25 protein-coding genes are annotated in these 26,926 nt (G+C 69.4%); 10 read left to right on the plus strand and 15 right to left on the minus strand.

Annotated features, from left to right (window positions below; all coding sequences use genetic code 11):
• Positions 1-352: 352 nt before the first annotated feature.
• The 3 genes from P1J78_RS16540 to P1J78_RS16550 all read right to left on the minus strand — a co-directional run bounded on the left by P1J78_RS16540 (position 353) and on the right by P1J78_RS16550 (position 3,834).
• Entirely contained in the window at positions 353-1,726 is a 1,374-nt protein-coding gene (locus P1J78_RS16540; RefSeq protein WP_275568483.1) for a cytochrome P450, read from the minus strand.
• Positions 1,723-3,003: a hypothetical protein gene (locus tag P1J78_RS16545; RefSeq protein WP_275568484.1), complete on the minus strand. Its 1,281-nt coding sequence runs from the start codon at positions 3,001-3,003 to the stop codon at positions 1,723-1,725. Before P1J78_RS16545 ends, P1J78_RS16540 begins: the two co-directional genes overlap by 4 nt.
• Before the next feature lie 78 nt (positions 3,004-3,081).
• Positions 3,082-3,834 carry a cytochrome c biogenesis CcdA family protein gene (locus tag P1J78_RS16550; protein WP_275568485.1) on the minus strand — a complete coding sequence of 251 codons (753 nt, stop codon included), beginning with the start codon at positions 3,832-3,834 and terminating at the stop codon, positions 3,082-3,084.
• Positions 3,835-3,950: 116 nt separating this feature from the next.
• Here P1J78_RS16550 and P1J78_RS16555 point away from each other — a divergent pair, with 116 nt between their 5' ends.
• On the plus strand, positions 3,951-4,181 hold the full coding sequence (locus P1J78_RS16555; protein WP_275568486.1) for a sulfurtransferase TusA family protein: 231 nt from the start codon (positions 3,951-3,953) through the stop codon (positions 4,179-4,181).
• A 37-nt stretch (positions 4,182-4,218) separates the two neighbouring features.
• Here P1J78_RS16555 and P1J78_RS16560 read toward each other — a convergent pair whose 3' ends face one another.
• The 8 genes from P1J78_RS16560 to purC form a co-directional block, all read right to left on the minus strand.
• Positions 4,219-7,092, minus strand: coding sequence for an Rne/Rng family ribonuclease (locus tag P1J78_RS16560; protein ID WP_275568487.1), 2,874 nt, complete (start codon positions 7,090-7,092; stop codon positions 4,219-4,221).
• 563 nt (positions 7,093-7,655) lie between these two features.
• Positions 7,656-8,987 (minus strand): sigma-54-dependent transcriptional regulator, encoded by a 1,332-nt coding sequence (locus tag P1J78_RS16565; RefSeq protein WP_275568488.1) that lies wholly within the window; start codon positions 8,985-8,987, stop codon positions 7,656-7,658.
• 12 nt (positions 8,988-8,999) lie between these two features.
• Positions 9,000-10,760: a sensor histidine kinase gene (locus P1J78_RS16570; protein WP_275568489.1), complete on the minus strand. Its 1,761-nt coding sequence runs from the start codon at positions 10,758-10,760 to the stop codon at positions 9,000-9,002.
• Positions 10,761-10,806: 46 nt separating this feature from the next.
• Complete coding sequence (purQ, locus tag P1J78_RS16575) at positions 10,807-11,475, minus strand: phosphoribosylformylglycinamidine synthase subunit PurQ (protein WP_275568490.1); 669 nt, start codon at positions 11,473-11,475, stop codon at positions 10,807-10,809.
• Positions 11,476-11,484: 9 nt separating this feature from the next.
• Positions 11,485-12,525 carry a zinc-dependent alcohol dehydrogenase family protein gene (locus P1J78_RS16580; protein WP_275568491.1) on the minus strand — a complete coding sequence of 347 codons (1,041 nt, stop codon included), beginning with the start codon at positions 12,523-12,525 and terminating at the stop codon, positions 11,485-11,487.
• A complete protein-coding gene (locus tag P1J78_RS16585) occupies positions 12,522-13,013 on the minus strand; it encodes a hypothetical protein (RefSeq protein ID WP_275568492.1) in 492 nt (163 codons plus the stop codon). The genes P1J78_RS16580 and P1J78_RS16585 overlap by 4 nt, the downstream gene beginning before the upstream one ends.
• 1 nt (position 13,014) lies before the next feature.
• Complete coding sequence (gene purS, locus P1J78_RS16590) at positions 13,015-13,254, minus strand: phosphoribosylformylglycinamidine synthase subunit PurS (RefSeq protein WP_275568493.1); 240 nt, start codon at positions 13,252-13,254, stop codon at positions 13,015-13,017.
• A 79-nt stretch (positions 13,255-13,333) separates the two neighbouring features.
• Positions 13,334-14,095 carry a phosphoribosylaminoimidazolesuccinocarboxamide synthase gene (purC, locus tag P1J78_RS16595; RefSeq protein ID WP_275568494.1) on the minus strand — a complete coding sequence of 254 codons (762 nt, stop codon included), beginning with the start codon at positions 14,093-14,095 and terminating at the stop codon, positions 13,334-13,336.
• Positions 14,096-14,245: 150 nt separating this feature from the next.
• Between purC and P1J78_RS16600 the strand changes: the two genes are divergently transcribed.
• Both P1J78_RS16600 and bmt read left to right on the plus strand, forming a co-directional pair.
• The gene (locus P1J78_RS16600; protein WP_275568495.1) at positions 14,246-14,566 is read left to right on the plus strand and encodes a DUF1476 domain-containing protein; all 321 of its coding nucleotides are present in this window, start codon (positions 14,246-14,248) and stop codon (positions 14,564-14,566) included.
• A 318-nt stretch (positions 14,567-14,884) separates the two neighbouring features.
• A complete protein-coding gene (gene bmt / locus P1J78_RS16605) occupies positions 14,885-15,904 on the plus strand; it encodes a betaine--homocysteine S-methyltransferase (protein ID WP_275568496.1) in 1,020 nt (339 codons plus the stop codon).
• A gap of 125 nt (positions 15,905-16,029) precedes the next feature.
• Here bmt and P1J78_RS16610 read toward each other — a convergent pair whose 3' ends face one another.
• On the minus strand, positions 16,030-17,109 hold the full coding sequence (locus P1J78_RS16610) for a PA0069 family radical SAM protein (protein WP_275568497.1): 1,080 nt from the start codon (positions 17,107-17,109) through the stop codon (positions 16,030-16,032).
• 160 nt (positions 17,110-17,269) lie between these two features.
• Between P1J78_RS16610 and P1J78_RS16615 the strand changes: the two genes are divergently transcribed.
• From P1J78_RS16615 to P1J78_RS16635, 5 genes are read left to right on the plus strand one after another with little or no spacing between them, the layout of a single operon-like run.
• Positions 17,270-17,974, plus strand: a complete 705-nt coding sequence (locus P1J78_RS16615) for a cobalamin B12-binding domain-containing protein (RefSeq protein ID WP_275568498.1) — start codon at positions 17,270-17,272, stop codon at positions 17,972-17,974.
• Positions 17,975-18,023: 49 nt separating this feature from the next.
• Complete coding sequence (locus tag P1J78_RS16620; RefSeq protein ID WP_275568499.1) at positions 18,024-20,054, plus strand: hypothetical protein; 2,031 nt, start codon at positions 18,024-18,026, stop codon at positions 20,052-20,054.
• Positions 20,055-20,103: 49 nt separating this feature from the next.
• A complete protein-coding gene (locus P1J78_RS16625) occupies positions 20,104-20,319 on the plus strand; it encodes a hypothetical protein (protein ID WP_275568500.1) in 216 nt (71 codons plus the stop codon).
• On the plus strand, positions 20,300-20,635 hold the full coding sequence (locus P1J78_RS16630) for a YbjQ family protein (RefSeq protein ID WP_275568501.1): 336 nt from the start codon (positions 20,300-20,302) through the stop codon (positions 20,633-20,635). The genes P1J78_RS16625 and P1J78_RS16630 overlap by 20 nt, the downstream gene beginning before the upstream one ends.
• Positions 20,635-21,312, plus strand: coding sequence for a DUF1638 domain-containing protein (locus P1J78_RS16635; protein ID WP_275568502.1), 678 nt, complete (start codon positions 20,635-20,637; stop codon positions 21,310-21,312). The genes P1J78_RS16630 and P1J78_RS16635 overlap by 1 nt, the downstream gene beginning before the upstream one ends.
• Before the next feature lie 194 nt (positions 21,313-21,506).
• Here P1J78_RS16635 and P1J78_RS16640 read toward each other — a convergent pair whose 3' ends face one another.
• Positions 21,507-21,932, minus strand: a complete 426-nt coding sequence (locus P1J78_RS16640) for a SufE family protein (protein WP_275568503.1) — start codon at positions 21,930-21,932, stop codon at positions 21,507-21,509.
• A 127-nt stretch (positions 21,933-22,059) separates the two neighbouring features.
• Between P1J78_RS16640 and P1J78_RS16645 the strand changes: the two genes are divergently transcribed.
• The gene (locus P1J78_RS16645; protein ID WP_275568504.1) at positions 22,060-22,521 is read left to right on the plus strand and encodes a hypothetical protein; all 462 of its coding nucleotides are present in this window, start codon (positions 22,060-22,062) and stop codon (positions 22,519-22,521) included.
• 37 nt (positions 22,522-22,558) lie between these two features.
• Here P1J78_RS16645 and P1J78_RS16650 read toward each other — a convergent pair whose 3' ends face one another.
• A complete protein-coding gene (locus tag P1J78_RS16650; protein WP_275568505.1) occupies positions 22,559-23,419 on the minus strand; it encodes an alpha/beta fold hydrolase in 861 nt (286 codons plus the stop codon).
• Positions 23,420-23,603: 184 nt separating this feature from the next.
• Here P1J78_RS16650 and P1J78_RS16655 point away from each other — a divergent pair, with 184 nt between their 5' ends.
• Complete coding sequence (locus P1J78_RS16655; RefSeq protein WP_275568506.1) at positions 23,604-24,899, plus strand: HlyC/CorC family transporter; 1,296 nt, start codon at positions 23,604-23,606, stop codon at positions 24,897-24,899.
• A gap of 106 nt (positions 24,900-25,005) precedes the next feature.
• Here the strand turns inward: P1J78_RS16655 and P1J78_RS16660 are convergent, their stop codons facing one another.
• Positions 25,006-26,526: a helicase HerA-like domain-containing protein gene (locus tag P1J78_RS16660; protein WP_275568507.1), complete on the minus strand. Its 1,521-nt coding sequence runs from the start codon at positions 26,524-26,526 to the stop codon at positions 25,006-25,008.
• Between the last annotated feature and the right edge of the window lie 400 nt (positions 26,527-26,926).

A 26,926-nucleotide genomic window follows, 5' to 3' on the forward strand; every position in this document is an offset into this window, starting at 1 on the left:
TCTGGCGAGGATCGTGCCAAGTGTCCGACATTCATGCTTATGTCTCCGACAGCGCAAAGTTCGACCGCGACCCGGCGGGTCGGCGCTGCACGGCGCTCCGCTCGACCGGGGCCGCAATCCGGCAATGCAAAGGAAGCAGTGTCGTGTAGTATGGTCCGTCCGCGCGCCGTCCGATACCGGCGCGGCACCGCCAGAACGGACCCCAGGGCCCGATCCGACCGACGCCCGCTGCTTCTTCTGGCTGAAAGTACTCCAGGGGGGGGGGCCATTGTCGCGCCATTGGTCCGAGAGACAATGGCGACGGGGACAGCGTCCCCCCCAGCGGATCGGACCGCCGCAGGCGGTCCGAGACCTACCGCGCCGTCACGCGCAGCCGGATGCCGTTCTTCGCCCGGACCGTCAGATAGGCCACCGGCACCGGGTCGTCGCCCGGCACCCGCTCGAACCGGAAGGCGCGCACCAGGAGCGCCAGCAACAGCGGCCCCTCGACCATGGCAAAGCCCGCGCCGGTGCAGACCCGCGCGCCGGCGGAGAACGGCATGTAGGCCTCGCGCAGGCATTTGCGGCCGTTCTCGGTGGCATAGCGGTCAGGGTCGAACTCGTCCGGCCGCTCCCACAGCCGCTCGTGCCGGTGCAGGTGCCAGGGGCTCAGCACCACCTGCGACCCCTTCGCCAGCTCCCGGTCGCGGAAATGCTCGCAAGCCGTCGTCTCGCGCACCATCATCGGCACCGGCGGGTAGAGCCGCAGCGCCTCGCGGAACACGTCGCGGGTGAAACGCAGCTTCGACAGGTCGGAGAACGCGATCTCCGGCCCCGCCTCCGCCGCCTCGCGCGCCACGCGCTCCTGCACCTCGGGGAAGAGCGCCAGCAGGTACAGCGCCCAGCCGAGCGCCGAGGCCGAGGTCTCGTGCCCGGCGAGAAAGAAGATCGCCACCTGGTCGACCATCTCGTCGGTGTCGAACAACTCGCCCGTCTCGGGGTCGGCCGTGGTCATGATCTTGGTGGCCAGGTCGTTCGGCGCCGTTTCCGCCTCGATGGCCCACATCCGGTCGGAGGTCAGCTTGGTAATCAGGTGGCGGATCGCCTTCGCCGCCCGCTTCGTGCGGCGGCGGTGAAAGCGCGGCATCCAGCGCGGCAGCGGCAGGAAGGCGGCGACGTTCAGGATCGGCTGGCTGCGCTGGTAGGCGCGGAACTCGTGGAACACCTGCGACGCCACCTCGTGCTCGATCGGGATCGAGAACAGCGTGCGGAAGATGACGTCGGCGGCGGCGTGGCTCATCTCCTCCTCGATCTCGACCACGCCCTCGCGCGCGGCCAGCCGGGCGACGGCCGCCTGCCCCGCGGCGTGCATCGCCGGGAAGGTGTCGCGCAGGCGGCCGCCCTCGAAGGCGGGGTCGATGATCCGGCGCTGGCGCAGCCAGGTCTCGCCGTTGGTCAGGAAGACGGAGTTGCCCAGCAGCGGGCGCAGCCCCTCGCCCACCCGCCCGGATTTCGGGAAGTCCATCGGCCGGGCGGTCAGCACCTCGCGCAGGAGGTCGGGCTGGTTCACCAGGTAGGAGCGGAAGAACGGCGTGCGGAACTCCGCCATCCAGGCCCGGTAGAGCTTGGCGGGCTGCGCCGACAGGATGTCCTGGCGGAAGAGCTTCGCGTAGCGCCAGAGCGACACGCGGCCCTCGCGCGCGGGCGGCTTCGGCGGGGTCGGTTTCGGGGGGCTGTGCAGGTTCATGCGGCCATGCTGGTGTAACGCGACGCGGGCACGTCGATGCGGCTTTTCGACGGGGCGCGGCCGGCATAGCGCTCGCCCAGTGTGCGCGGCCCGGCGGTGATGCGGAAATAGTCGTAGTCGCCCGGCCGGTCGAAGGCGCAGAGATACTGGAAGTGCAGCCGGAAGAAGCGCCAGCGCAGCGCCTTCCATGTCTCGGGCGCGAGCGTCTTGGTGAAGGCGGCCGAGAGGACGAGCGGCCAGCGCTGGTTGTCCGGCGCCACGCCGGAGACGGCGACGGGGTCGCAGAGCGCGAAGGCACAGCCGTCGCCGGGCGCGGTGACGTCGATCCAGGCGATCTCGTCGCGCTGCGACAGGAAGTTCAGGTCGGCGCGCAGGCGGTCGGCCTTCGGCAGGAACGACACCATCGGCACCACCTGCCCCAGCGTCAGGAAGGACAGCTTCGGCCCGTTCGCCGGCAGTCGGGTCTGCCGGATCAGGTCGGCCAGGATCGACACGCCCAGATGCGCGCCCGAGGAATGGCCGACGACCAGCACCTCGTCGACCTCGTCGGTCAGCGCGGCGGCGATCACGTCGCCGAACTCGGCCAGCCGCTGTTCGAGATCCTGCGGATAGGCGCCGCCGTGCTGGCAGCTATGGGCGTAGTCGTGCATCAGGTAATAGGCGTAGAGCTTGCCGTCCCTTGCCTTGAACCAGCGCAGGACGAAGACGGCGCCGCCGAGAAGGCCCGCCCACCACAGCGCGTCGAGCACCGCGGTCCAGACCGCGCCGCCCGCCGTCCACCCGAACAGGCCCAGGAGCCGGTCCACGCCCCAGCCGATGCCGCCCGACAGCGCCATGCCCAGCAGCGCGCCGACCAGCAGCGCCGCGACGAGCTGCGCCAGCAGCATCCCCACCGGGTAAAGCGCCGCGATCACCGGCCCCTTGCGCATCCACATCAGCCGCCGCAGCGTGCCGGAGGCGATGTAGGTCCAGGCGGTGCGCACAAGCTGCAGGTAGGTGGCGGGGATCGTGTTCGACATCGAGGCGCGCACCAGGTCGGACCAGACCAGCACCTCGACCGAGGCCGCGACCTTTTGGCCGTCCATCGTCGCCGCGACGTTCCAGCCGTAGCGGTCGCCCCGGCGCGGGGTAATGCCGATCTCGTAGCCCGAGATCTCCGCCTGTTTCGCGGATTCGGTGCGGTAGAGCTCGCGGTAGCGGCGGGGATGAATCGGGTCGTAGCCGGGAATGTAGAAAACCCGGCGTTTCCTGACGCAGCTGCTCGGTTCGGGCGCCATGGCTCGGCCTCTTGTCGCTTTGCCCGGCAGGCTAGGCGACGTTTTGGGCGAAAATAAGCCTGACCCGTTTCCGGACCGTTACCCGATGGTCGCGAGCGCGGGGAATTGTTCCAGAAGCCAGTAGGAGAAGGCGCTGAACTGGCCGGTCAGCATCATCAGCCCGACGGTCCACAGGAGCAGCCCCATGATCCTCTCGATCCGGTCCATGTGGCGTTTCATCCAGGCCATGACGCCTTGCATTCGCGGAAAGAACAGCGCCACCAGCAAGAACGGAATGCCCAGCCCCAGCGCGTAGACGCCCAGAAGCGTGGTGCCCTTGGTCAGGCTCGCCTCGGAGGCGGCGAGCGACAGGATCGCGCCCAGCTGCGGGCCGATGCAGGGCGTCCAGCCGAAGGCGAAGGCGAGACCCAGCACATAGGCGCCGAAGGCGCTGCCGCCGCGGTCGCCGGCCTCCATCCGGAGTTCGCGGTCCATGAAGCCGATGCGGTAGATGCCGATGAAATGCGCGCCGAAGACCATCACGATCAGCCCGGCGACGATCACGAACCAGTCCTGGTTCTGCAGGAAGAACGAGCCGAAGGCCGAGGCGGTGAAGCCCAGAAACAGGAACACGGTCGACAGGCCCAGCACGAAGAACAGCGCCGAGATCAGCACCCGGCGGCGACCCGAGAGATCGCCGGTCATCTCGGTCATCGTCACGCCGCCCATATAGGCGAGGTAGGGCGGCACGATCGGCAGGACGCAGGGCGACAGGAAGGACAGGAACCCCGCGGCGACGGCCACCAGCATCGCCGGCAGAAGGCTTGCGTCGATGATGTCGATCCCGAACATGCGTGGCGGTCCCCGTGCTTGCCGGGGTCGTCATATCGCGTGGCGGCGGCGGCGTCACGCGGCGCGGAGTCACATCCCCGTGGACAAGGCGTCGCGGGGTGGCCTATGCGGCCTGCATGACACCCGACGAGGAGATCGACGCGCGCGGCCTGATCTGCCCGCTGCCGGTGCTGCGCCTGCGCAAGGTGCTGCAGGGGCTGGCGGACGGCGCGGTGGTGCGGATGCTGGCGGACGATCCCGTCGCGGTGGTGGACGTGCCGCATTTCTGCGCCGAGCAGGGGCACGCGCTGATCGCGTCGGAGCCGGCGGGCGACGCGCAGCGTTACGTGGTGCGCAAGGGGGGCTGACGAAAACGGGCGCCGCGGGGGCGCCCTTTTCGTGAGATCAGCGGCCCACCGACCACCAGCCGCGTTTCTTCGGCTTCGACGTCTCCTCGGCCTCGGCCATCGCGGGCTCTGGCTCGGCGCTGTCCTCGGCGTCCTCGGCTGGGGCCTCGGGCTCCGGCTCTGGCGCGGGGGTGTCTTCGGCGGTGTCTTCCGTCGCGGCCTGTGGCGTCTCCGCCTCGGGTTCGGCGGCCTCTGCCGGTGCGGCCTCTTCCGGTGCGGCGTCCTTCGCGGTTGACGCTTCCGTGGGTTCGGCCTCCGCTGCGGCTTCGGGCTCCGGGACGGCTTCCGCCTCCGGCGCGGCAGCTTCGGCCTCCGGAGCTTCAGCCTCCGGCGCAGCCGTCTCTTCGACCGCCGGTTCGGGCGCCGACTCGGTGCTCTCCGCCTTTGCCTCCGGGGCTTCGGCGGTCTCCGGGGCCGGGGTCTCGTCGGCTTGCGCGGCCGCGCCCTCGGCGGCCTTCGCCTCGGCGTCGGCCGGCTGATCCTGCGACTCCGTCGTCTCAGCGGGCTTCTTCGACCGCGTGCGGGTGCGGCGGCGCTTCTTCGGCTTTTCCTCCTCCGAAGGCGTCGCCCCCTCGGCGGTCTCGTCCGCCTTCGCCTCGGCCGGCTCGGGAGCTTTCGGCGCCTCGGACGTGCCATCCTTGTCGCCGGTGTCCTTCGCGTCGGCCTCCTGGCCCTGATCGGTGGACTGCTCGCCGCTCTCGCCATTGCCGTTGCCGCTGCCGCGGCGCCGGCGCCGGCGGCGGCGTTTCTTCTTCGGCTTCTCCTCGCCCTCGGGCGGGCCGGAGGCGGCGTCGGCCTGCGCCTCCGCCTGCGCCGGGGCCTCGTCTTCCTCCTCGGCCTCGACGGGCATCAGCGAGGCGTCGACCGAGACGACCGGCGAGGCCTCGGTGACCGGGCGGCTCGCCGTCTTGAACTTCTCGATGGAGAAATCGGGCGAGATCAGGAACGGGTCGGCCTCGATCCGGACCGACATGCCATAGCGCGCCTCGATCCCCGCGACATGCTCGCGCTTCTGGTTCATCAGGAAGTTGACGATCCCGACGGGCGCCTTCAGCAAGACCTCGCGGCTCTTGCGCCGCGTGCCCTCTTCCTCCAGCTGGCGCAGGATGTTCAACGCCAGGTTGTCGTCGGAGCGGATCAGGCCGGTGCCGTGGCAGGCCGGGCAGGCCTGCGTCGTGGCCTCCAGCATCCCCGGGCGCAGCCGCTGGCGCGACATTTCCAGAAGGCCGAAGCCCGAGATGCGGCCCACCTGGATGCGGGCGCGGTCGGTCTTGAGCTTGTCCTTGAACTTCTTCTCGACGGAGGCGTTGTTCTTGCGCTCTTCCATGTCGATGAAGTCGATCACGATCAGGCCCGCGAGGTCGCGCAGCCGCAGCTGGCGCGAGATCTCCTCGGCCGCCTCCAGGTTGGTCTCGAGCGCCGTCTCCTCGATCGAGCCCTTCTTGGTGGCCCGGCCGGAGTTCACGTCGATCGCCACCAGCGCCTCGGTCACGCCGATCACGATGTAGCCGCCGGATTTCAGCTGCACCGTCGGGTTGAACATCGAGGACAGGTACGACTCGACCTGGTAGCGCGCGAAGAGCGGCATCGGGTCGACGTAATGCTTCACGTTCTTGGCGTGGGACGGCATGATCATCTTCATGAAGTCCTTGGCCACGCGATAGCCGGCCTCGCCCTCGACCAGCACCTCGTCGATCTCGCGGTTATAGAGGTCGCGGATCGAGCGCTTGATCAGGTTGCCTTCCTCGTAGATCTTCGCCGGCGCGATGGATTGCAGCGTGAGCGCGCGGATCTGCTCCCACAGCCGCTGCAGATACTCGTAGTCGCGCTTGATCTCGGACTTGGTGCGCTTGGCGCCCGCCGTGCGCACGATCAGCCCCGCGCCCAGCGGCACGTCGATCGAGGTCGCGATCTCCTTGAGCTTCTTGCGGTCGGCGGCGTTGGTGATCTTGCGGGAGATGCCGCCGCCGCGCGCGGTGTTGGGCATCAGCACGCAGTAGCGGCCGGCGAGCGACAGGTAGGTGGTCAGCGCGGCGCCCTTGTTGCCGCGTTCCTCCTTGACGACCTGCACCAGCAGGATCTGGCGGACCTTGATGACCTCCTGGATCTTGTACTTGCGCGGCTTGGCGCGGCGCGGCTGGCGGATTTCCTCGGCCACGTCCTCGTCGGCGACCGACTCGATGTCGGAATCCAGCTCGGTCGCGTGATCGACCGCGGCATAGGGCTCGTCGTAATCGCCCTGCTCCGCGTTCTGGCCGTTCTCGCCGCGCCCCGCATTGCCGTTGTCGCCCTGGGCATTGCCGGCCGCCGGCGCCGGGCCATCGGCCTCCGCCGCAGCCCCGCCGTCCGGCGCGTCCTCGGTCAGGCCGACCGGGCCGTCCTCGGCGCTGTCGCCGTCGTCCAGGTCGACCACGCCCATGCCGGGGATGTCGTCGCTGGAGACGTCGCGGCTTTCGACGGCGTCGTCGCTGGCGGCGGTCTCGGCCTTTTCGGCCTTGTCCTTCGACTTGCTGCGGCTGCCCCCGCGCGAGCGCGAGCGGCTCTTGGGCTTGTCCTCGTCCTCTTCCGCGGCCTGCTGCGCGGCATAGGCGCGTTCCTCGGCCAGGAGCGCCTCGCGGTCGGCGACCGGGATCTGGTAATAGTCGGGGTGGATTTCCGAGAAGGCGAGGAAGCCGTGCCGGTTGCCGCCGTATTCGACGAAGGCCGCCTGCAGCGAGGGCTCGACCCTGCTGACCTTGGCGAGGTAGATGTTGCCGGCTAGCTGGCGCTTGTTCTCCGTCTCGAAGTCGAATTCCTCGACCTTGTTTCCGTCGACCACCACGACGCGGGTTTCCTCCGCGTGGGTGGCGTCGATGAGCATTTTCTTTGCCATGTTATCCTTCGACACCGGAAAACCCCCGACGCGCCCGGGGGTGCTAGGGGTCTTGCCGGCCGTCTTGTCTGTGCGAGAGTCGGCGCGCGCGCATGGGCGACGGCGGACCCGATGGCCCACCGCTCGATCATGTTACGTCCTGCGCGCCTCATCGCGGTTCTTCTCCGGCATTCCGTTCGCGGAACACCATTCAAGGCCCGGCCCACGGGGGCTGTGTCGGGCGATTCCCCGGCCCTTGGGGCCTGGTTCTCCTCTCATGATCATCCCCCGGCGCCAGCCGTGTTATGGAAAATCATGAAAATTCAATTCTGTTCGCAAAAACGGACCAATACCGCCGTTGCGATGCCATGTAACATAAGGGCGAAGCCTGCCGCATTACAATGGAGAAAATACGGCGAGCCTCGCGCAGGACGGTAGTGCAGGAGTGTCAACGATCCGTCAACAGGATCGTCGGAACGGCGCCCGCCCCGTCGATCACGCCCCTCCATTCGCGCCGTTCATGCCGCAGGGGCATCGCCTCCGCCGCCGGCCCCGGCCCCCGGGGACATGGCGCCGCAGGCGGGCTACAGGTAGTCCGACCGCTGCAGCCCGTACTTGGCCATCTTCTCGTTCAGCGTCCGGCGCGGCAGGCACAGCTCGTCCATCACCGCGACGATGGAGCCCTTGTGGCGCCGCATCGTGTTGTCGATCAGCATCCGCTCGAACGCCTCGACATATTCCTTCAGCGGCTTGCCCTCGGTGGTCATCACCGGCTGCTGGTCGTCGCTTTCGGCCATCAGGAGCGAGGCGATGGTGCCGGTGCCGCGGCGGTTCTGCAGCACCGCGCGCTCGGCCACGTTGATCAGCTGGCGGATATTGCCCGGCCAGGGCGCCTGCAGCAGCTGCGCCGCCTCCTGCGCACTGACCTGCGGCGCGTCGCAGCCGTATTCCTCGGCGAACTGCTCGGAGAAATGCGTGAACAGCATCAGGATGTCCTCGCCCCGCTGGCGCAGCGGCGGCAGGGTGATCTTCATCGCGGCGAGCCGGAAGAACAGGTCCGGCCGCAGCACGTCCTCGCAGGTCTTGCCCTGCTCCTGCAGGTTCGAGATCGCGACGATGCGCGTATCGGGGGGATTGCCCTGGTCGTTCATCCAGCTCAGAAGCCGCGCCTGCAACTCCTGCGGCAGGCTCTCGATATCCTCCAGCACCAGCGTGCCGCCGCGCGCCTCCTCCAGCGCCGGCAGGCCGCCGCCGTCCTCGACGGGGCCGAACAGCTTGGCCCCCAGCGTGGCCTTGTCGTTGGCCGCGCAGGACAAGAGCACGAACTTCTTGCCGGCCTTGGCGCCGACGGCGTGCAGCGCATGCGCCACCAGCGTCTTGCCGGTGCCGGTCTCGCCGTCGATCAGCACATGACCGTCGGCCTGGCCGAGATCCAGGATATCCTCGCGCAGCCGCTCCATCACCGGGCTGGCGCCGATCAGCTTCTTCATCAGCGTCGAGCCGTCCGACAGCTCCTTCCTGAGCGCGCGGTTGTCCAGGATCAGCCGCCGCCGCTGCGTGGCGCGCTTGGCCAGCTCGGTCATCTTGTCGGGGTTGAACGGCTTTTCCAGGAAGTCGAAGGCGCCCACGCGCATCGCCTCCACCGCCATCGGCACGTCGCCGTGGCCGGTGATCATGATCACGGGCAGCGTGCTGTCCACGCTCATCAGCTTCTTCAGGAACACCATGCCGTCCATGCCGGGCATCTTGATGTCGCTGACGACGCAACCGGGATAGTCCGGCCCCAGCGCCTTCAGCGCATCCTCGGCGCTGCCGAAGGTCTCGGTGTCGAAGCCCGACAGCGCCAGCCACTGGCTGATCGACTGCCGCATGTCCTGCTCGTCGTCGATGATCGCGATCTTCATGGCCTGTGTCATTCCTGGTCCACCCTATTCGGCCGCCCTCACGTCGTCGTCGATCAGCGGCAGCCGCACCTCGAAAACGGCGCCGCCGGCCCGACCGTTCCGCGCATAGAGCCGGCCGCCGAGGTCCTTCACGATGCCGGAGGAGATGGCAAGGCCCAAGCCCACCCCGTCGCCCGGCGCCTTGGTCGTATAGAAGGGTTCGAACAGGGAATCGAGATCCTCGATTCCGGGGCCGTTGTCGCGCACGGTGATCGTCGCGATCTGGCCCACGGTCAGCAGGATGTCGATGGCCGGCTCGTCGGTCTCCTTGGTGGCGTCCAGCGCGTTGCGCAGCAGGTTGATCAGCACCTGTTCCAGCCGGATGCGGTCGGCCATGATCATCACCGGCTCGTCGGGCAGCGACCGGGTGATGCGCACCTTGCGGTTGTTCAGCTGCGGCTCCATCATCGACAAAGCCGAGGAAATACAAGTCCTTGCGTCCACGGCTTCAAGCGCGTCGCCCTCCTTGCGGGCAAAGCTCTTGAGCTGCCGGGTGATCGCCGTCATCCGGTCGATCAGATCGTCGACGCGGGAAAAGCTCGACAGCGCCTCCTCGGGCCGCCGCCGCTGCAACAGAAGCTTGGCGCCGGCAAGGTAGGTCCGCATCGCCGCCAGCGGCTGGTTCAGCTCGTGGCTGACGCTGGCCGACATCTCGCCCAGGGCCGCCAGCTTGGAGCTTTGCGCGATGGTCTGCTCGGCGACTTCCAGGTTCTTTTCCGCCTTCTCGCGTTCGGCGATTTCCCGCTGCAACGCCTCGTTCAGCTGGCGCAGTTCCGCCGATTCCTTCTGAAAAAAGATCGACCGCGCCAGTGCCCGGCGGCTGGACAGGTAGAACGCGCCCGCCAGAAGGATGGCGAAGAACATGATCTCCAGCGCCAGAACGCCGTTCACCCGCTCGCGCACGCTGGAATAGGTGGTGAAGGTCACCATCCGCCAGCCGCGGAACGGAATCCGGTTTTCCAGCCGCATCAGCGCAGAGCCGCGATAGAACGCCTCGGTCGGCAGCGCGGCCCAGTCGGCGGTCGCCCGGATCGCCCGCTCGATCGCCGAGGGGGCCGAGCGCAGCTTCAGCGCCTCCGCCTCGGTCAGCCCGCGCCATTTCGGCTCGGTCGACAGGATGATCTGGCCCTCGCTGTCGGTGACGATGACGGCGTCCGAGATCGTCGACCAGGTCTGTTCGAACTTGCGCAGGTCGACCTCGACCACGATCACCCCGATCAGCTCGCCCCCCGCCTCGATCCGGCGGGAATAGTTGAACTGCATCACCCCGTTATCGCCGCGAAAGGCGTTGAAGACGGTGTCGTTGGAGCGCAGCGCGGCGATGTAATAGGGCTGCTGGCGATGGACCGAGCCCAGGTTCTGCCGGTCCGTCGACGCCACCACGCGCCCGCCGGCGTCCAGCATCATCAGCGAGGCGGCGCCGATCTCGTCCTTGACCGAGATCAGCCGCTGCGACGACCGGCTGTGATCGGCCGAGTTCAGCGCCCCGATCAGCACCGGGTCGCGCGCCAGCAGGAGCGGCACGATGGAATTGCGCTGCAGTTCCGACAGCAGGTTGCCGGCATAGAGCGCCTGCCGCACCTCGGCGCGGTTCTTGGTGGCGACCGTGTAGCGCTCGGTCAGGAACTGGTTGGTGAACCAGACCACCGTCACGGCCGCGGCGATGAACATCAACAGAACGATGCGCGCGCGCCAGGACAGGGCGCTGCGCACGGACTCCCTGAGCGATCCGGCGGTGTCGTTCATGAACGCAGTCTATGGCGGGGTCGCGTGCCGCTCAAGCGCGGCCGGCTCACGCCGGCGCGACGAGCCCCGCGATTGCGCGGAACATCGCCGCCCCGTCGGTGCCGCCATGGGCCGCGTCCACCGCCCGCTCGGGATGCGGCATCAGGCCCAGCACCCGCCGGTTCTCCGACAGGACCCCGGCGATATCGGCGACCGAGCCATTCGGGTTGTCGGTGTAGGTAAAGGCGATACGGTCCTGATCCTGCAGCGCTTTCAGCGTGTCGGGGTCGGCCACGTAATTGCCGTCGTGATGCGCCACCGGCAGGTGGATGACCTGGCCGTCGTCGTACGCGCGGGTAAAGACGCTGTCGGTGGTGGCGACGCGCAGGCCCGCGGTCTTGCAGATGAACTTCAGCCCGGCGTTGCGCATCAGCGCGCCGGGCAGCACCTTGGTCTCGGTCAGCACCTGAAAGCCGTTGCAGATGCCGATGGCATGGCCGCCCGCATGGGTGAAGTCGATGACCGCCCGGGTGATCGGCGACTGCGCCGCGATGGCGCCGCAGCGCAGGTAGTCGCCATAGGAGAACCCGCCCGGCACGCCCACGATGTCCAGCCCCGCCGGCAGCGCGGTGTCCTTGTGCCAGACCTTGGTGACCTCGGCCCCCGCACGCTCGAAGGCGACGGCGAGATCGCGGTCGCAGTTCGATCCGGGGTAGACGATGACGGCGGCTTTCATTGGCCTCTCCTATCGGCTGAAATCCGTGATGACGGCCACGCCCGGCGGCGCGGGGGCGTCGAAGGCGGCGAGCTCGGCGCTGGCGTCCGACAGCGCGACGCGGCGGGCGATCAGCGGGGTCAGGTCGACATGCCCGCCCTCGATCAGCGCCATCAGGCTGGGGTAGCGATGCGCCGGCATCCCGCGCGTGCCATAAAGCGCAAGCTGCCCGGAATAGACGGCATCCATCGGCAGGGTCATCTCGGCATGCTTGCCCGCGGGCATTCCGACTTGCACCATCCGCCCGAGTTTCCTGAGCGACAACAGCGCGTTGCGGGTCGTCTCCTCGACCCCCAGCGCCTCGACGGCGACATGCGCGCCGCCGGTGATCTCCTGCAGATGCGCCACCGGGTCGCCGTGGCTCGCGTCGATCGCAGCGTCGGCGCCGAGATCCTGGGCGTGGTCGAGCTTTTCGCCCACCACGTCGATCACGGCCACCCGCGCCCCCAGCGCCCGGCCCAGCAGCATCGCCGACAGGCCGATCCCGCCGGTGCCCCAGACCGCCAGCCACTCGCCCGCCTGCAGCGCCGCGCGGCCGGTCAGCGCGTGCCAGGCCGTGGTCACCCGGCAGCCGAGCGCGGCGGCGAGCGCCGGGTCCATGCCGGCCGGCAGCGCCGTGAGATTGACGTCGGCATGCGCCACCGCCAGCCGCTCGGCGAAAGCGCCGGGCCCGGTGAAGCCGGGCACGACCTGGGACGGGCATGTCGTCTGATGCCCTGCCTGGCAGGCCGGGCAGCGCCCGCAGGCCAGGATGAACGGCGCGATGACCCGGTCGCCGGGGCGCCAGCGCGTCACCTCGGCGCCGGCCTCCACGACGATGCCGCAATACTCGTGCCCGGGGATATGCGGCAGCGCGATGTCGGGGTCGGTGCCGGTCCAGGCGTGCCAGTCCGAGCGGCACACGCCGCAGGCCAGCACCTCCAGCACCACGCCGTCGGCGGGGCAGACCGGATCGGGCGCCTCGCCCATCTCCAGCGGGTCGCGATAGGCGGTCAGCACGGCCGCCCTCATGCCGCCGCCCCCTGCCAGCGCCGCAGCCGCCAGGTCGCGAGCAGCGCCGGGAGAAGCAGAACCAGCCCGATGCCCCCGATGATCAGCCCGGCATAGAAGTTAACCGCGCCCGGCAGCACCACGTTGGTCTTGCGGTCGGGGAAATAGCGGATCTCGCGCACCGAGCCGATCTCGAAGTTCCAGTCGGGATGGGACATGCCGACGCTCGCCTCCGTCTCCTGCCCGTCGCTCCAGGTGTAGCGGAAGACCGGCCCGTAATTCGCCATCCCGCGGTCGAAGATCGTGTCGCCCTCCCAGGCGTAGACCCGCACCACCTCGCCCTGCGCGGGCACGGTCGCCAGGTGCCGGTAGCCCTCCCAGGCCAGCATCAGCACCGCGGCCCCCAGAAACAGCACCGGCAGGAGCCAGATCAGCACCCAGGTCCGCCAGCTCACCTCGCGCCGCCCGTCCGGGTGCTCGCGCCAGAAGAAGAGCTGGGTGTGCCGCATCCTAGCCGATCTCGATCTGGTAGCTCTCGATGACGGTGTTGGCGAGCAGCTTCTCGCACATCTCGGTCACCTGCCCGCGCGCCGCCTCCGGATCGCTCTCGGCCAGGTCCAATTCGATCACCTTGCCCTGCCGCACGCCCTCGACGCCGTCGAATCCCAGCGACCCCAGCGCGTGGCGCACCGCCTCGCCCTGCGGGTCCAGAACCCCGGCCTTCAGCATCACCTGAACCCGTGCCTTCATGCCCTCACCCCCGGCAGAGCGCCCGCCCTGCTTCTTCTCGTTCCAAATACGCACATCCGGCGCCCGCCACCGGGCACCGTCAGTTGATTAGATGCGGCTTCGTCGCGTGGGTCACGTTCGACGGCAGCACGCCCAGCCGCCGGGCGACCTCGGTATAGGCGTCGGCCAGGCTGCCCAGGTCGCGGCGGAACACGTCCTTGTCCAGCTTCTGACCGCTCTCGATGTCCCACAGCCGGCAGCTGTCGGGGCTGATCTCGTCGGCGACGATCAGCCGCTGGAAGTCGCCCTCCCAGGCGCGGCCGATCTCGATCTTGAAGTCGATCAGCCGGATGCCGACGGCCAGCATCACGCCCGACAGGAAATCGTTCACCCGCACCGCCAGCGCGACCATGTCGTCGAGATCCTGCTGGTTCGCCCAGCCGAAGGCGACGATATGCTCCTCGGTGACCAGCGGATCGCCCAGCTTGTCGTCCTTGTAGTAGAACTCGATGATCGGCCGGGGCAGCGGCGTGCCCTCCTCGATGCCCAGCCGCTTCGACATCGAGCCGGCGGCGACGTTGCGCACGACCACTTCCAGCGGGATGATCTCCACCTGCCGGATCAGCTGCTCGCGCATGTTGAGACGCTTGATGAAGTGGGTCGGCACGCCGATGTTGTTCAGTCCGGACATGAAATATTCGGACAGGCGGTTGTTCAGCACGCCCTTGCCGTCGATCACGTCCTTCTTTTCGGCGTTGAACGCGGTGGCGTCGTCCTTGAAGTACTGCACCAGCGTTCCGGGCTCGGGCCCTTCGTAGAGGATCTTGGCCTTGCCTTCGTAGAGCTTGTTGCGCCTTGCCATGGAATCTCCGATCGCGCGGGCGCGGCAGCGCGCCCAATGCGGCGTTCCTATAGGCCAGAAGGCCGCAACCCGCAAGACAAGCCCGCCCTTGCGGAACGGCGCCCCCGCGGGCATATCTGGCGGTAACGGTATGCAGGCTGAGAGGACCCCATGACCACCTTCGACGACCGCGAGAGCGCCTTCGAGAACAAGTTCGCGCATGACGCCGAAATGCAGTTCAAGGCCGAGGCGCGGCGCAACAAGCTCCTGGGGCTCTGGGCCGCCGAGCTTCTGGGCAAGACCGGCGCCGAGGCCGAGGCCTATGCCCGCGAGGTGATCAAGGCCGATTTCGAGGAGGCCGGCGACGAGGACGTCTATCGCAAGGTGGCCGCCGATCTCGAAGGCAAGACCGACGAGGCGACGATCCGCGCCAAGATGGTCGAGCTGATGGCCAAGGCCAAGGGCCAGCTGATCGACGAACTGCCCGGCTGACGCCGCCCCCGGCCGCAGGCCGGCCCTCCGGCGGAGCCCCGGCTCCGCCGCGTTGCCGCATCCGCCGCGGATCGCGTGTCGACAGACTTTTCCCAACATTGTCGAATGACGATCCCGGCCGCCGAGCGGGCGGCCCGGCGCGGCCGTCCCGCGCCCGGATTCGCGCGGCGCGACGGGGCCGCGCCGCCGGTAACATGAGCACGGCCTCACGAAGTTTATGACGATTATAGATTTGCGTCATAATCCCAGCGGTGGCATCCCCTCACGCAACCGGCAGCGCCCCCTCGGCGCGGCCCTTCCCGATATGGACAGGACCCCATGACCGACAACGCCCTCTCCCGTCTGCTCTCTTCGCGCGACTGGCTGCTGGCCGACGGCGCGACCGGCACCAACCTGTTCAACATGGGGCTCAGCTCCGGCGACGCGCCCGAGTTCTGGAACGAGGACGAGCCCGACAAGATCCGCGCGCTCTACAAGGGCGCGGTGGATGCGGGCAGCGACATCTTCCTGACCAACTCCTTCGGCGGCAACGCCTCGCGGCTGAAGCTGCACGAGGCCGAGCACCGCGCCCGCGAGCTGTCGCGCCTGTCCGCCGAGATCGGCCGCGAGATCGCCGATGCCGCCGGCCGGCCGGTGGTCGTCGCCGGCTCGATGGGCCCGACGGGCGAGATCATGGCGCCGATGGGCAGCCTGACCCACGCGCGCGCCGTCGAGATGTTCCACGAACAGGCCGAGGGCCTGAAGGAAGGCGGCGCCGACGTGCTGTGGGTCGAGACGATCAGCGCCATCGAGGAGATGAAGGCCGCCGCCGAGGCCGCGGGGCTCGCCGGCATGCCGTTCTGCTGCACGATGAGCTTCGACACCGCGGGCCGCACGATGATGGGCCTGACCTCGGAGGGCTGGGCCGAACAGGCGGCGAAGCTGCCGACCGTGCCGACCGCCTTCGGCGCCAATTGCGGCGTCGGTGCCTCGGATCTGCTGCGCACCGTGCTGGGCCTGTCGAATGTCGGCGGCGAGATCCCGATCATCGCCAAGGGCAATGCCGGCATCCCGAAATACGTGGACGGCCACATCCATTACGACGGCACGCCCGAGCTGATGGCGGAATACGCGCTGCTGGCGCGCGACGCGGGCGCCACGATCATCGGCGGCTGCTGCGGCACCATGCCCGAGCACCTGGAAAAGATGCGCGCCGCGCTGGAGAGCCACGAAAAGGGCCCGCGCCCGTCGCTCGACCGCATCGCCGAGGTGCTGGGCGGCTTCTCCTCGCCCAGCGACGGCACCGACGACGCGGCGCCGCAGCCGGAACGGACCAGGCGCCGGCGCCGCCGCGCGTGACGCGCATGCGCAGTCGCCCCGTCCCTCGCAAACGGGCTCTTCCAGAAGAGCCCGCCCGTCAAAATCTTCTAGAAGATTTTGACCCGGCAGGATTTTCTAGAAAATCCTGCCACACCGAACCGCTGTCAGAACAGCTCCAGCTGGTCGCCCGGCCGCGGCGGTACGCGGAACAGGTCGGTCCGCAAGGGCGGCAGATCGTGCGTCAGGCCCAGCCTTTTCACCGCCACCCGGAACCGCGCCGCGATCAGCTCGGCATATTGCCCCTGCCCGCGCATCCGGCGGCCCCATTCGGGGTCGTAGTCCCTGCCGCCATGCGCCTCGCGCACCCGCGCCATCACCCGCGCCGCGCGGTCGGGGTAATGCGTCTCCAGCCAGTCGCGGAACAGCGGCGACACCTCGTGCGGCAGCCGCAGCATGATCCAGCTGGCGGCCACCGCGCCCGCGTCGCGCGCCGCCTCCAGGATCCGCTCCAGCTCCATGTCGGTCAGCCCCGGCACCATGGGCGAGGCCATGACCCGCACCTCGACCCCCGCCTTCGCCAGCCGCTCGATCGCCTTCAGCCGCCGCGCCGGCGAGGGCACCCGCGGCTCCAGCCGCCGGGCGAGATCGCGCTCCAGCGTGGTCACCGAAATGCCGACCCGCGTCAGCCCGGCCGCCGCCATCTCGCCCAGGATGTCGATATCGCGCTCGATCAGCGTGCCCTTGGTCACGATGCCCACCGGATGCCGGAACTCCGACAGCACCTCCAGGATGCCGCGCATGATCCGGTGCTCGCGCTCGATGGGCTGGTAGGGGTCGGTGTTGGTGCCGATGGCGATCACCTTCGGCAGGTAGGATGTCGCCGACAGCTCGCGGGCCAGCCGCGCCGGCGCCTCCGGCCGCGCCACCAGCCGCGTCTCGAAATCCAGCCCCGGCGACAGGCCCAGGTAGGCATGCGTCGGCCGGGCGAAACAGTAGATGCAGCCGTGCTCGCAGCCCCGGTACGGGTTGATCGACCGCTCGAACCCCACGTCGGGCGAGCTGTTGCGGGTGATCACCTTGCGCGGCCGCTCGACGCTGACCTCGGTGCGCAGCGGCGGCTGGTCCTCGTCGCGCTCCCAGCCGTCGTCCACGGCCTCCGCCTGCAGCCGGTCGAACCGGCTCCCCGGATTGGTCGCGGCGGCACGCCCCTTGCGGCGTTCGGCGGAGATGTCTGGCAGGCTCATGGCGCAAAGATAGAACCAAACGAGAACATTTGCCAGCGCTCATTCGCTGTTAAGTCGGTTGCGGCATGCTCCATGTCGCAAAAGGCTGAGTGCATTCCACCGGAATCGCTCAGACAAACTGCAAACCATCGGCGCGGATGCGCCAAATCGGAGAGCCCGAATGGCTGACGAAGAAGAAGACATCATCCTGAGCGAACTGGACGACGACGAACTCGTCCAGCAGATGCACGACGACCTCTATGACGGCCTCAAGGAAGAGATCGAGGAGAGCGTCAATATCCTTCTCGAACGCGGCTGGCAGCCCTACGAGATCCTGACCAAGGCGCTGGTCGAGGGGATGACCATCGTGGGCGTCGATTTCCGAGACGGCATCCTGTTCGTACCCGAGGTGCTGCTGGCGGCCAACGCGATGAAGGGCGGCATGGCCATCCTGAAGCCGCTTCTGGCCGAGACCGGCGCACCGACCATCGGCAAGATGGTGATCGGCACGGTCAAGGGCGACATCCACGACATCGGCCAGAACCTGGTGACGATGATGATGGAGGGCGCCGGCTTCGAGGTGAAGAATATCGGCATCAACAACCCCGTAGAGAACTACATCGAGGCCTGCGAGGAATTCGATGCCGACATCCTGGGCATGTCCGCCCTGCTGACCACCACGATGCCCTACATGAAGGTCGTCATCGACGAGATGGCCGAGAAGGGCATCCGCGACAACTATATCGTGCTGGTGGGCGGCGCGCCGCTGAACGAGGAATTCGGCCGCGCCATCGGCGCCGACGCCTATTGCCGCGACGCCGCCGTCGCGGTGGAGACGGCCAAGGAGATGATGGCGCGCAAGCACAACCAGTTGGCGGCGGGCTGACTCCGGCCTATCCTGCCGGCATCGACCGTGCCGGCCCGGGATTTGAGACATGCCGATTGCCCCGACCCTGACGGAATGCGCCTACGCGGCGCATGCCAAGGGGGCCATGCCGGCGCTGATGTCCCCGCCGGAGCTGCACCGTTTCTGGCCGCGGCTCCGCGCCCTTACCTTCGCCGTGCTCTGCGGCCTCGTCCCGGTGGCGCTGATCCCGGTCATCGACCTGCTCGGGCCGGATATCGGGCCGCAGACGGTGGTGACCCCGCCCGACCTCGCGGCGCTGGAGGCGGCGAGCGCGGCGAAGCGCCGGGCGCTGGTCGAAGAGCTGACAGCCGGCGTGCCGCCGGCGGCTGCGTCGGATGCGGCGGATGCGGATGCCGCGACGACGGAGGCCGAGGACGGCCGGCCCGGTGCGCCGGACACGGCCACAACGGAGGCCGACATCACAGCGGCCGACACCGCGGCCGAAGACGGCCCGCCGGCGGCAGAGGGCGACGGCAGCTCCGGCGACACCGTCCCCTACAACTCCGCCGCCACCGCCGATGCGGCCGACGCGGCGCTGAAGCGGCTGGTGGATGCCGCCCAGGCAGAACAGGTCGACCAAGGCGCGAAGACCTATGCCATCTACCGCGCCAAGCTCCTGCTGATCGGCGGGCTGGTGCTGTTCGTGCCGCTGCTGGCGGTGATGACCCTCTACCAGCTCCGGCTGGTCCGCCGCATCTGGTCGCCGGTGCTGCGCACCCGCTACGGCCCGGCGCACTCGATCGGGACCGGCCACTTCCTCGCCTGGCTCTTGCCCTTCGGCCTCGCCGGGCTCGGCGGCGGCATTATCGTGCGGCTCCGGCAGGTGGACCTGCCCGCCGCCGAGACCTGGCTCTGGCTCGGCACCGTCCTGGCGGTCGGCGGCCTCGCCCTGGTCCTGGCGCTGGCCGGCGCCGCGACCCGCGGCGGTCTGCGCGCGCGCCTCTTCGCCAACCGCCCGGCCCTGGTGACCGGGCTGACCCTGGCCTGCGCCATACCGCTGGGCAGCTGGGCCGCCGCCGCGACCCACGCGCCCGACCTCCTCGGCGCCGCCCTCGTCCCCGACATCCCCGATCTCGCGGTCCTCGGCGTCGCGCTGGTCGCGGGGCTGTTCGCCGCCCTCGTCACGCTGACCGTCCTGGGCACCCGCACCCTGTCGCAAAGCTTCCCCGACCCCGAGATGACCGAAGCCTTCGTCCATGCCGGCCCGATCGCCCCGCGCGAGGCGGTCGATCACGCCGCCGGGATCTGGGAGGCGCTGTCGCAGCTGGACCTGCCCGACCCGGCCCCGGGCGCCGCGCCCGCGACCTATCCCACGATCCCCGGCCCCAGCGCGGTGACGCTGGTCAACGCGATGGTCCGGGTGCTGGCGGTCACCATGGTCGGCGCGCTGGTGGTGGTGAGCCTCGCGCTGGAGGTGCTGGTGCGCGCCGACCCCACGCCCGCGGCGCTGGCCGACAGCCTGGCCTCGGGCGTCAGCGCCTGGCTTCTGCTGCTGGGCGTGGTGTTCTCGGTGATCCTCGGGCTGGTCTATATCGGCCCCGCCGTGCGCCTCGACATCTATGCCAGTGCGCACGAGATGGCCCGGAAGGCGCTCGACACCGCCGACAAGGCGGCGAAACCGGACACGCCCCGACAATGGTCCGGCCGCGCCTCCGGCCCCTTCGGCGATGTCGACGTCACCCTGCGCGAGGGCCCGCCCCCCGCCGCACCGGCCGGCGGCCCGGCCGCCACGGCCCGCATCACGGCCCGGCCCGCGACGCTCCACGCCTCGACTTTCCTGTCGCCGGCACGCCCGGTGCCGCGGCCGCGCCCGCCGGCGGTCCCCCTTGCGCCTGTGCTCCCCGGCCTTCTCGCCCATCCGGCGCCGCCGCCCTTGGACGCCCGCCTGACCCGCTGCCTCGGCGCCGACCGGCTGCGCTTTGCCACGCTGCTGGCCACGGTTCACTACGGCGGCGCCTTCCATTCGCTGCTCGAAGGCCGGCTGCAACCCCGGATCCGCGACATCGTCACCATGATCGCCCCGGCCGGGGTCAGCGCCGTGCTCGCTCTGTTGAAATGACGCGGCCCGTCGCATACTTCGACAAGCGGGGGTGCAACGGAGACACGCCATGCCGCTCGACAAGTTCGTCCTGATCCTCGTCCTGGTGGTCGTCGCCGCCGGGATCACGGTCTGGGTCGCCTCGATGGTGCTGACCGCGCTGCAGATGCCGGTGGCCTGGTTCGCGTTCATTCCCGTCGCGCTGGTGGGCTACGTGGTCTGGCGGGTGATCGCCGACCGGATCGGCAGCCGCGAGGACGATCACTATGACCACATCGAAAAGTGACATGCTGGTCGTGACGACCGACGGCGTCCCCGGCCGCGAGATCTCCGAGGTGCTGGGCCTCGTCCGCGGCTCCACCGTGCGCGCCAAGCACCTGGGCACCGATATCGTCGCCGCCCTGCGCAACCTCGTCGGCGGCGAGGTCCGCGAATACGCCGCGCTGATGGCCGGCGCGCGCGAGCAATCCATCGACCGGATGATCGACGAGGCCTACCAGCTGGGCGCCGACGCCGTGGTGGCGACGCGCGTGCAGACCTCGATGATCCAGCAGGGCGCCTCCGAGGTGCTGGTCTACGGCACGGCCGTGCGCCTGGCCTGATGGCCGACGCCGGCGACACTGCCGACCGCGACGGGCCCCTGCCCGACGACGGCACCCTCACCGAACAGGGCCTGGCCCCTGCGGGCGCGGGCCGCATCCTGCTGATCGCCTGCGGCGCGCTGGCGCGCGAGATCCTCGACCTGATCCGCGCCAACGGCTGGACGCATATCGAGCTCATGTGCCTGCCCGCGATCCTCCACAACCGGCCCGAGAAAATCCCCGAGGCGGTCGCGCAGGCGGTGGAGACGCATCGCGACGCCTATGCCGCGATCCATGTCGTCTATGCCGATTGCGGCACCGGCGGGCGGCTGGCCGAGACCTGCCGCAGGCTCGGCGTCGACATGGTCGAGGGGCCGCATTGCTATTCCTTCTTCGAGGGCAACGCCACCTTCGCCGCCCGCGCCGAAGACGAGATCACCGCCTTCTACCTCACCGATTTCCTGGTCCGGCAGTTCGACGCCTTCGTCTGGAAGCCGCTTGGCCTCGACCGCCACCCCGAGCTGCGCGACATGTATTTCGGCAATTACGAAAAGCTGGTCTATCAGGCCCAGACCGACGACCCCGCGCTCGACGCCAAGGCCCGCGCCTGCGCCGACCGCCTCGGCCTGGCCTACGAGCGCCGCCTCACCGGCTACGGCGACCTCGCGTCCCATATCGAGAGCTGGGCCGCCCGCTAGGCACCGCCCCGCCCCGTCTTCTCGCCCCCAAATACGCAAACGCCCCGACCATCCCGCGCCACCGGTCCGACGCCCGACGCGCCGCTCTGCCCTTCTTCTCGTTCCAAATACGCATCCGGCCCGTCCGCCCCGCCCCACCGGTCGGACAGCGAACGACAGCCCCGGCCGGCTCTAACGGCGCAAGCCGTCCGAAATCACGCCGCCTCGGCCGCCGCGATCCCCCGGATCCGCTCCACCATCGCCCGCAGCCCGTTCGAGCGCTGCGAGGACAGGTGATCGTGCAGCTCCAGCCGCCCCAGCTCGGCCGCGGCATCGACCTCCAGCACCTCGCGCAGGGTCAGCCCGGAATAGAGCGCCTTCAGGATCGCGATCAGCCCGCGCACGATCATCGCGTCGCTGTCGCCGCGGAACGAGAATTTGGCATCCGCCCCGTCGCCCTCGATCTCGGGGACGATCCAGACCTGGCTGGCACAGCCGTCGACCTTGGTGGCGGGGACGCGGAAGGCGTCCTCCAGCGGGTCCATCGCGCGGCCCAGGTCGATCACGTGGCGATAGCGGTCTTCCCAGTCGTCGAGGAAGTCGAACGTGTCGGCGATCTCTTCGAAGGCGGGGGTGGCCATCGGGCGGCTCCGGTCGTGTCGGTTCGGCCTGTCAGGTAAGCCTCCGCCGGCGAAAGGTAAAGGGCGGCCGGGCTTTTCAAAGCGCGGGCGATCGGCTAACCCGGACGCAAGCGAAGGGAGTGTGGGCATGACACGCAGGGTGATCGCCGCTTTGGCGCTGGTGGGAACGGTGGCGGCCTGCGGCACGGTCCGGGACTCGCCGATCAACCCGCTGAACTGGTTCGGCCGGTCCGAGCGGGTGGCGACGGACACGTCGAACCCCGCGGCCGACCCGCGGCCGCTGGTGACCCAGATCGCCGATCTGCGGCTGGAACAGGTGCCGGGCGGCGCGATCGTCAAGGCCACCGGGCTGCCGCCGCGGCAGGGCTATTACGACGCCGCGCTCCTGCCGATGAATTCCGGCCTGCCGGTGGACGGGGTGATGCATTATCAGCTCCGCGCCTTCCCGCCGCAGGAGCCGACCCGCGCCGGCACGCCGCAATCGCGCGAGCTGGTCGTGGGGCTGTTCGTCTCCGACCAGACGCTGGCCGGGATCCGGACGATCCGGGTCAGCGCGGCGCAGAACGCGCTGGCCGTCCGGCGGCGGTAGCACCCGCCCGGCCGTACGCGCCGGCGGCGCCGGCCGGTCAGCGCGGCCGCGCCTCGATCCGCAGCAGCAGGCTGGCCACCTCGCGGGGCAGCGACAGGAACGGCGAATGGGCCGCGCCCAACGTGTGGACCTGCGTCGCGCCGCCGATCTCGCGGTCCATCCGCGCCACCATCTCGCGCTGACCCTCGATGGTGATCGCCCGGTCCCCGGTGCATTCGACATAGTGCCGCGGCACGCACCCGAACCGCTCCGCCGTCACCGGCGAGGGCACCAGGGCCACCTGCGCCGGCTCGTCGGGATGGAAATGGCGCAGCGCCTGGGCAAACGCCTCCGGCGTCACGTCGCCGGCATAGGCCAGGCGCATCCGCTCGACATAGTCGGGGTCTTCCGACGCCGGGTCGATCCGCAGCGCGCCCACCTGCTCGGGATCGGCCAGAAACAGCGACGGCACCAGCGCCCGCGCCATCAGCGGATGACCGATCATCTCCACCGCCGGCACGCCCGGCGCCAGCAGGAAGGCGGTCAGGTAGACCGCCGCCGACAATTCCTCGGGCACCCGCTCGGCCACGTGGCTCACCGTCAGCCCGCCCAGCGAATGCCCCACCAGCACCGCGCGCCCGCCGGTGCGCGCGTTCACGTCGCGCAGCGCCGCGATCACGGCGTCGGTGCGCTGGTCCTGGGTGACGCCGGCATTGGGCGACGGCTCGCTGGCGAAGGCCGCCATGTCCAGCGGGCGGCGACGGTAGCTCTCGGGCACCGCCGCGGTCTCGCCCGCCCCCGGCAGGTCGAGCACGGCCACGTCGCGCCCCGCCGCGCGCATCGGCGGCACCACAGCCTCCCATGTATGCCGGTCGTGCCAGGCGCCATGGACCAGAACGTACCCCGAAGCCTCTGCCATCGTCGGTCTCTCCCTTGGCCGGTTCGCCCGCGGGACGCTAGCGCAGACCGGATGGCCGCGAAACGGGTTTGTCGCCCCCCTGCCCGCGGCCCGCGGCCAGCACGCTGACACCGATGCGCCGCCCGGTCCCTTGCCACGGCCCGCGGCCCAACCCATAACAGGCCCAGCACAAACAGGACGACCCATGACCTTCGACGCCGCCCTCTGGGGCTCCGCCGCCGCCATCCTCGCGCTTCTGGTCCTTTCCGCCTTCTTTTCCGGCAGCGAGACCGCGCTGACCGCCGCCTCGCGCGGCAAGCTGCGGGCGCAGGCCGACCGGGGGTCCAAGGCCGCCGGCACGGCGCTGACCATCACCGAGGACAACGAACGCCTGATCGGCTCGGTCCTTCTGGGCAACAACCTGGTGAACATCCTCGCCACGTCGCTCGCCACGGCGCTGTTCACGCGGCTTTTCGGGGAAAGCGGCGTGGCGCTCGCGACGCTGGTGATGACGCTGCTGGTGCTGATCTTCGCCGAGGTGCTGCCCAAGACCTATGCGATCACCAATGCCGAGCGCGCGGCGAGCTTCGTGGCGCCGGCGATCCGGCTGGTGATCCTGGTGCTGAACCCGGTCGTGGGCGCCGTGCGGGCGCTGGTGCGCGGGCTGTTGCGGCTGTTCGGCGTGCAGACCGACCCCGAGGGCCAGATCCTCGCCGTGCGCGAGGAGATCATGGGCGCGATCACCCTGGGCCATCACGAGGGCGCGGTGGAGAAGGAGGACCGCGACCGCCTCCTGGGGGCGCTGGACCTCGCCGAGCGCGCGGTCGAGGAGATCATGCTGCACCGCAGCCAGATCGAGATGATCGACGCCGAGCTGCCGCCGCAGGAGGTTCTGGACCAGTGCCTCGCCTCGGCCCATACCCGTCTGCCGGTCTATCGCGGCGAGCCCGAGAACATCGTGGGCGTGATCCATGCCAAGGACCTGCTGCGCGCGATGTACGCCCGCACGCGCGAGGCCAGCGCCGGCGCAGACCCGTTCGCCGGGTTCGACGTGATGGACGTGGCGATGCAGCCCTATTTCGTGCCCGAGACCACGACGCTGGACGACCAGATGCGCGAGTTCCTGCGCCGCCACACGCATTTCGCGCTGGTGGTGGACGAATACGGCTCGCTGGAGGGGCTGATCACGCTGGAGGACATCCTCGAAGAGATCGTCGGCGAGATCACCGACGAGTTCGACGTGGACGAGGACCATCCCGTGCGCCAGACGGACGAGGGCGACTACCTTGTCGACGGGGCGATGACGATCCGCGACCTGAACCGCGCCAACGACTGGTCGCTGCCCGACGAGGAGGCGAACACGGTCGCCGGGCTGGTGATTCACGAGGCCCAGACGATCCCGAGCCAGGGCCAGGTGTTCAACTTCCACGGCTTCCGCTTCGAGGTGGCGGCGCGCAAGGACAACCGGATCACCCGGCTAAAGATCCGGCCCGAGGCGTGAGGCGGGAGGCGGGAGGCGTGAGGCGTGAGGCGTGAGGCGTGAGGCGGGGGACACGATCTTCTAGAAAATCCTGCCCTGTCAAAATCTTCTAGAAGATTTTGCGGCGTCAGCGCCCCTTGAACAGCGTCCCGAACAGCCCGCGCACCAGCCGCCGGCCGGTGGTGCCGCGCAGCTCGGTCTTCAGCGCCTCGGTCAGCGCCCCGCCGATGCTGTCGTCGGAACCGTAGCGCCGCCCGCCGCCGCCGGCCCGCCCCGGCGCATAGCGCCGGCCGGCGGTGAATTCGCGCGTCTCGGCCTCCGGCGCGTCCTCGGCCGCGCGCGCCGCCGTTCCGGCGCGCGCCTTCAGCCGCTCGTAGGCGCTGTCGCGGTCGGTCACGGCATCGTACTTGCCGGCCACGGGCGAGGCGGCGACGACCGCGCGGCGCTCGGCCTCGGTGATCGCGCCCAGCCGCGACGACGGCGGCCGGATCAGGGTGCGCTCCACGATGCCGGGCGCGCCCTTGGCCTCCAGCATCGAGGTCACCGCTTCCCCGACCCCCACATCCCGGATCGCCTCGGCGGTGTCGAAGCGCGGGTTCGGGCGGTAGGTGTCGGCGGCCCGCGCCAGCGCCTTCTGATCGCGGGCGGTGAAGGCGCGCAGCGCGTGCTGGATACGGTTGCCCAGCTGGCTCAGCACGTCCGGCGGCACGTCGTCGGGGTTTTGCGTGCAGAAATAGACGCCGACGCCCTTGGAGCGGATCAGACGGGCCACCTGTTCTACCTTGTCGATCAGCGCCTTGGGCGCGTCGTCGAACAGCAGATGCGCCTCGTCGAAGAAGAAGACGAGCTTCGGTTTCTCCGGATCGCCCACCTCGGGCAGATCCTCGAACAGCTCCGACAGAAGCCACAGCAGGAAAGTGGCATAGAGCTGCGGCGCCGCCATCAGCCGGTCGGCGGCGAGGATCGAGACGCGGCCGCGGCCGTCGGGGTCCACCTGCATCAGGTCGTCCAGATCCAGCGCCGGCTCGCCGAACAGCCGCGCGCCGCCCTGGTTCTCCAGCACCAGGAGCTTGCGCTGGATCGCGCCGATGGAGGCCGCCGAGATATGGCCGTAGCGGAGCGAGAGGTCGGGCGCGTTCTCGCCCACCCAGACCAGCAGCGCGCGCAGATCCTTGAGGTCCAGGAGCGGCAGCCCCTCCTCGTCGGACAGGCGGAAAGCGATGTTCAGCACGCCCTCCTGCGCCTCCGACAGATCGAGCATTCGCGCCAGCAGGAGCGGGCCCATCTCGGCCACCGTGGTGCGCACCGGGTGGCCCTTCTCGCCGAAGAGATCCCAGAAGGTGACCGGAAAGGCGGCATAGGCGTATTCGTCGAAGCCGATGGTGCCGGCGCGTTTCCGGAAGGCGTCGTGGAGCTTGAAATCGGCGGAGCCGGACACGGCCAGCCCGGCCAGGTCGCCCTTCACGTCCGACAGGAAGACGGGCACGCCCGCGGCGGCGAAGCCCTCGGCGAGGATCTGCACCGTCACCGTCTTGCCGGTGCCGGTGGCGCCCGCGATCAGCCCGTGGCGATTGGCATAGTCGAGCCGCAGGCCCTGTTTCTCGCCATACTCCGGCCCGCCGCCGCCCAGGAACACCCGATTGTCCATCGCTCCGCCTCTCCGCCGCACGGCGCAAAAATACATCGTTAACACTTAAGTGCCATACAGGTTCGCGTCCGGCGCGCATTCGCGTGCGTCGGGCAGACTTCCTCCCTGTCAGACTGGCCGCGCCTTCGGGCGCGGCATTTTTTTGGTGTGGTTAAGATGCAACTATGAAATGTGAAAACTTGCCTGTTGACGGTTGCGACCAAAGGCCGTAGCTTTCGCCTCACAAGACAAGTCGGCCAGTCCGGCAGGGAGAGAATCATCAAGGAAAAAGGGCCCGTTAGGGCCCTTTTTTCATGTACGGGCCGCGGCGCCCGCCCGCCGCCGAGGGGTGTTCAATTCGGGGACTGACACGGATCGGGGCGCATGATACACCCTCGCCGACCGTTTGACCCCGGAGGGA

The organism is Psychromarinibacter sediminicola, assembly GCF_029168335.1.
In the GTDB taxonomy this organism is placed as follows: domain Bacteria; phylum Pseudomonadota; class Alphaproteobacteria; order Rhodobacterales; family Rhodobacteraceae; genus Psychromarinibacter; species Psychromarinibacter sediminicola.

What these genes read in the sequence shown, in the direction of transcription:
- P1J78_RS16650 (WP_275568505.1), bottom strand. Translation starts at nt 23,419, where the DNA reads ATGGCAGAGGCTTCGGGGTACGTTCTGGTCCATGGCGCCTGGCACGAC.
- P1J78_RS16600 (WP_275568495.1), top strand. Translation starts at nt 14,246, where the DNA reads ATGACCACCTTCGACGACCGCGAGAGCGCCTTCGAGAACAAGTTCGCG.
- P1J78_RS16540 (WP_275568483.1), bottom strand. Translation starts at nt 1,726, where the DNA reads ATGAACCTGCACAGCCCCCCGAAACCGACCCCGCCGAAGCCGCCCGCG.
- P1J78_RS16645 (WP_275568504.1), top strand. Translation starts at nt 22,060, where the DNA reads ATGACACGCAGGGTGATCGCCGCTTTGGCGCTGGTGGGAACGGTGGCG.
- P1J78_RS16635 (WP_275568502.1), top strand. Translation starts at nt 20,635, where the DNA reads ATGGCCGACGCCGGCGACACTGCCGACCGCGACGGGCCCCTGCCCGAC.
- P1J78_RS16565 (WP_275568488.1), bottom strand. Translation starts at nt 8,987, where the DNA reads ATGACACAGGCCATGAAGATCGCGATCATCGACGACGAGCAGGACATG.
- P1J78_RS16585 (WP_275568492.1), bottom strand. Translation starts at nt 13,013, where the DNA reads ATGCGGCACACCCAGCTCTTCTTCTGGCGCGAGCACCCGGACGGGCGG.
- purS (WP_275568493.1), bottom strand. Translation starts at nt 13,254, where the DNA reads ATGAAGGCACGGGTTCAGGTGATGCTGAAGGCCGGGGTTCTGGACCCG.
- P1J78_RS16570 (WP_275568489.1), bottom strand. Translation starts at nt 10,760, where the DNA reads ATGAACGACACCGCCGGATCGCTCAGGGAGTCCGTGCGCAGCGCCCTG.
- P1J78_RS16610 (WP_275568497.1), bottom strand. Translation starts at nt 17,109, where the DNA reads ATGAGCCTGCCAGACATCTCCGCCGAACGCCGCAAGGGGCGTGCCGCC.
- P1J78_RS16630 (WP_275568501.1), top strand. Translation starts at nt 20,300, where the DNA reads ATGACCACATCGAAAAGTGACATGCTGGTCGTGACGACCGACGGCGTC.
- P1J78_RS16660 (WP_275568507.1), bottom strand. Translation starts at nt 26,526, where the DNA reads ATGGACAATCGGGTGTTCCTGGGCGGCGGCGGGCCGGAGTATGGCGAG.
- P1J78_RS16655 (WP_275568506.1), top strand. Translation starts at nt 23,604, where the DNA reads ATGACCTTCGACGCCGCCCTCTGGGGCTCCGCCGCCGCCATCCTCGCG.
- P1J78_RS16620 (WP_275568499.1), top strand. Translation starts at nt 18,024, where the DNA reads ATGCCGATTGCCCCGACCCTGACGGAATGCGCCTACGCGGCGCATGCC.
- P1J78_RS16625 (WP_275568500.1), top strand. Translation starts at nt 20,104, where the DNA reads ATGCCGCTCGACAAGTTCGTCCTGATCCTCGTCCTGGTGGTCGTCGCC.
- P1J78_RS16555 (WP_275568486.1), top strand. Translation starts at nt 3,951, where the DNA reads ATGACACCCGACGAGGAGATCGACGCGCGCGGCCTGATCTGCCCGCTG.
- P1J78_RS16640 (WP_275568503.1), bottom strand. Translation starts at nt 21,932, where the DNA reads ATGGCCACCCCCGCCTTCGAAGAGATCGCCGACACGTTCGACTTCCTC.
- purQ (WP_275568490.1), bottom strand. Translation starts at nt 11,475, where the DNA reads ATGAAAGCCGCCGTCATCGTCTACCCCGGATCGAACTGCGACCGCGAT.
- purC (WP_275568494.1), bottom strand. Translation starts at nt 14,095, where the DNA reads ATGGCAAGGCGCAACAAGCTCTACGAAGGCAAGGCCAAGATCCTCTAC.
- P1J78_RS16580 (WP_275568491.1), bottom strand. Translation starts at nt 12,525, where the DNA reads ATGAGGGCGGCCGTGCTGACCGCCTATCGCGACCCGCTGGAGATGGGC.
- P1J78_RS16615 (WP_275568498.1), top strand. Translation starts at nt 17,270, where the DNA reads ATGGCTGACGAAGAAGAAGACATCATCCTGAGCGAACTGGACGACGAC.
- bmt (WP_275568496.1), top strand. Translation starts at nt 14,885, where the DNA reads ATGACCGACAACGCCCTCTCCCGTCTGCTCTCTTCGCGCGACTGGCTG.
- P1J78_RS16550 (WP_275568485.1), bottom strand. Translation starts at nt 3,834, where the DNA reads ATGTTCGGGATCGACATCATCGACGCAAGCCTTCTGCCGGCGATGCTG.
- P1J78_RS16560 (WP_275568487.1), bottom strand. Translation starts at nt 7,092, where the DNA reads ATGGCAAAGAAAATGCTCATCGACGCCACCCACGCGGAGGAAACCCGC.
- P1J78_RS16545 (WP_275568484.1), bottom strand. Translation starts at nt 3,003, where the DNA reads ATGGCGCCCGAACCGAGCAGCTGCGTCAGGAAACGCCGGGTTTTCTAC.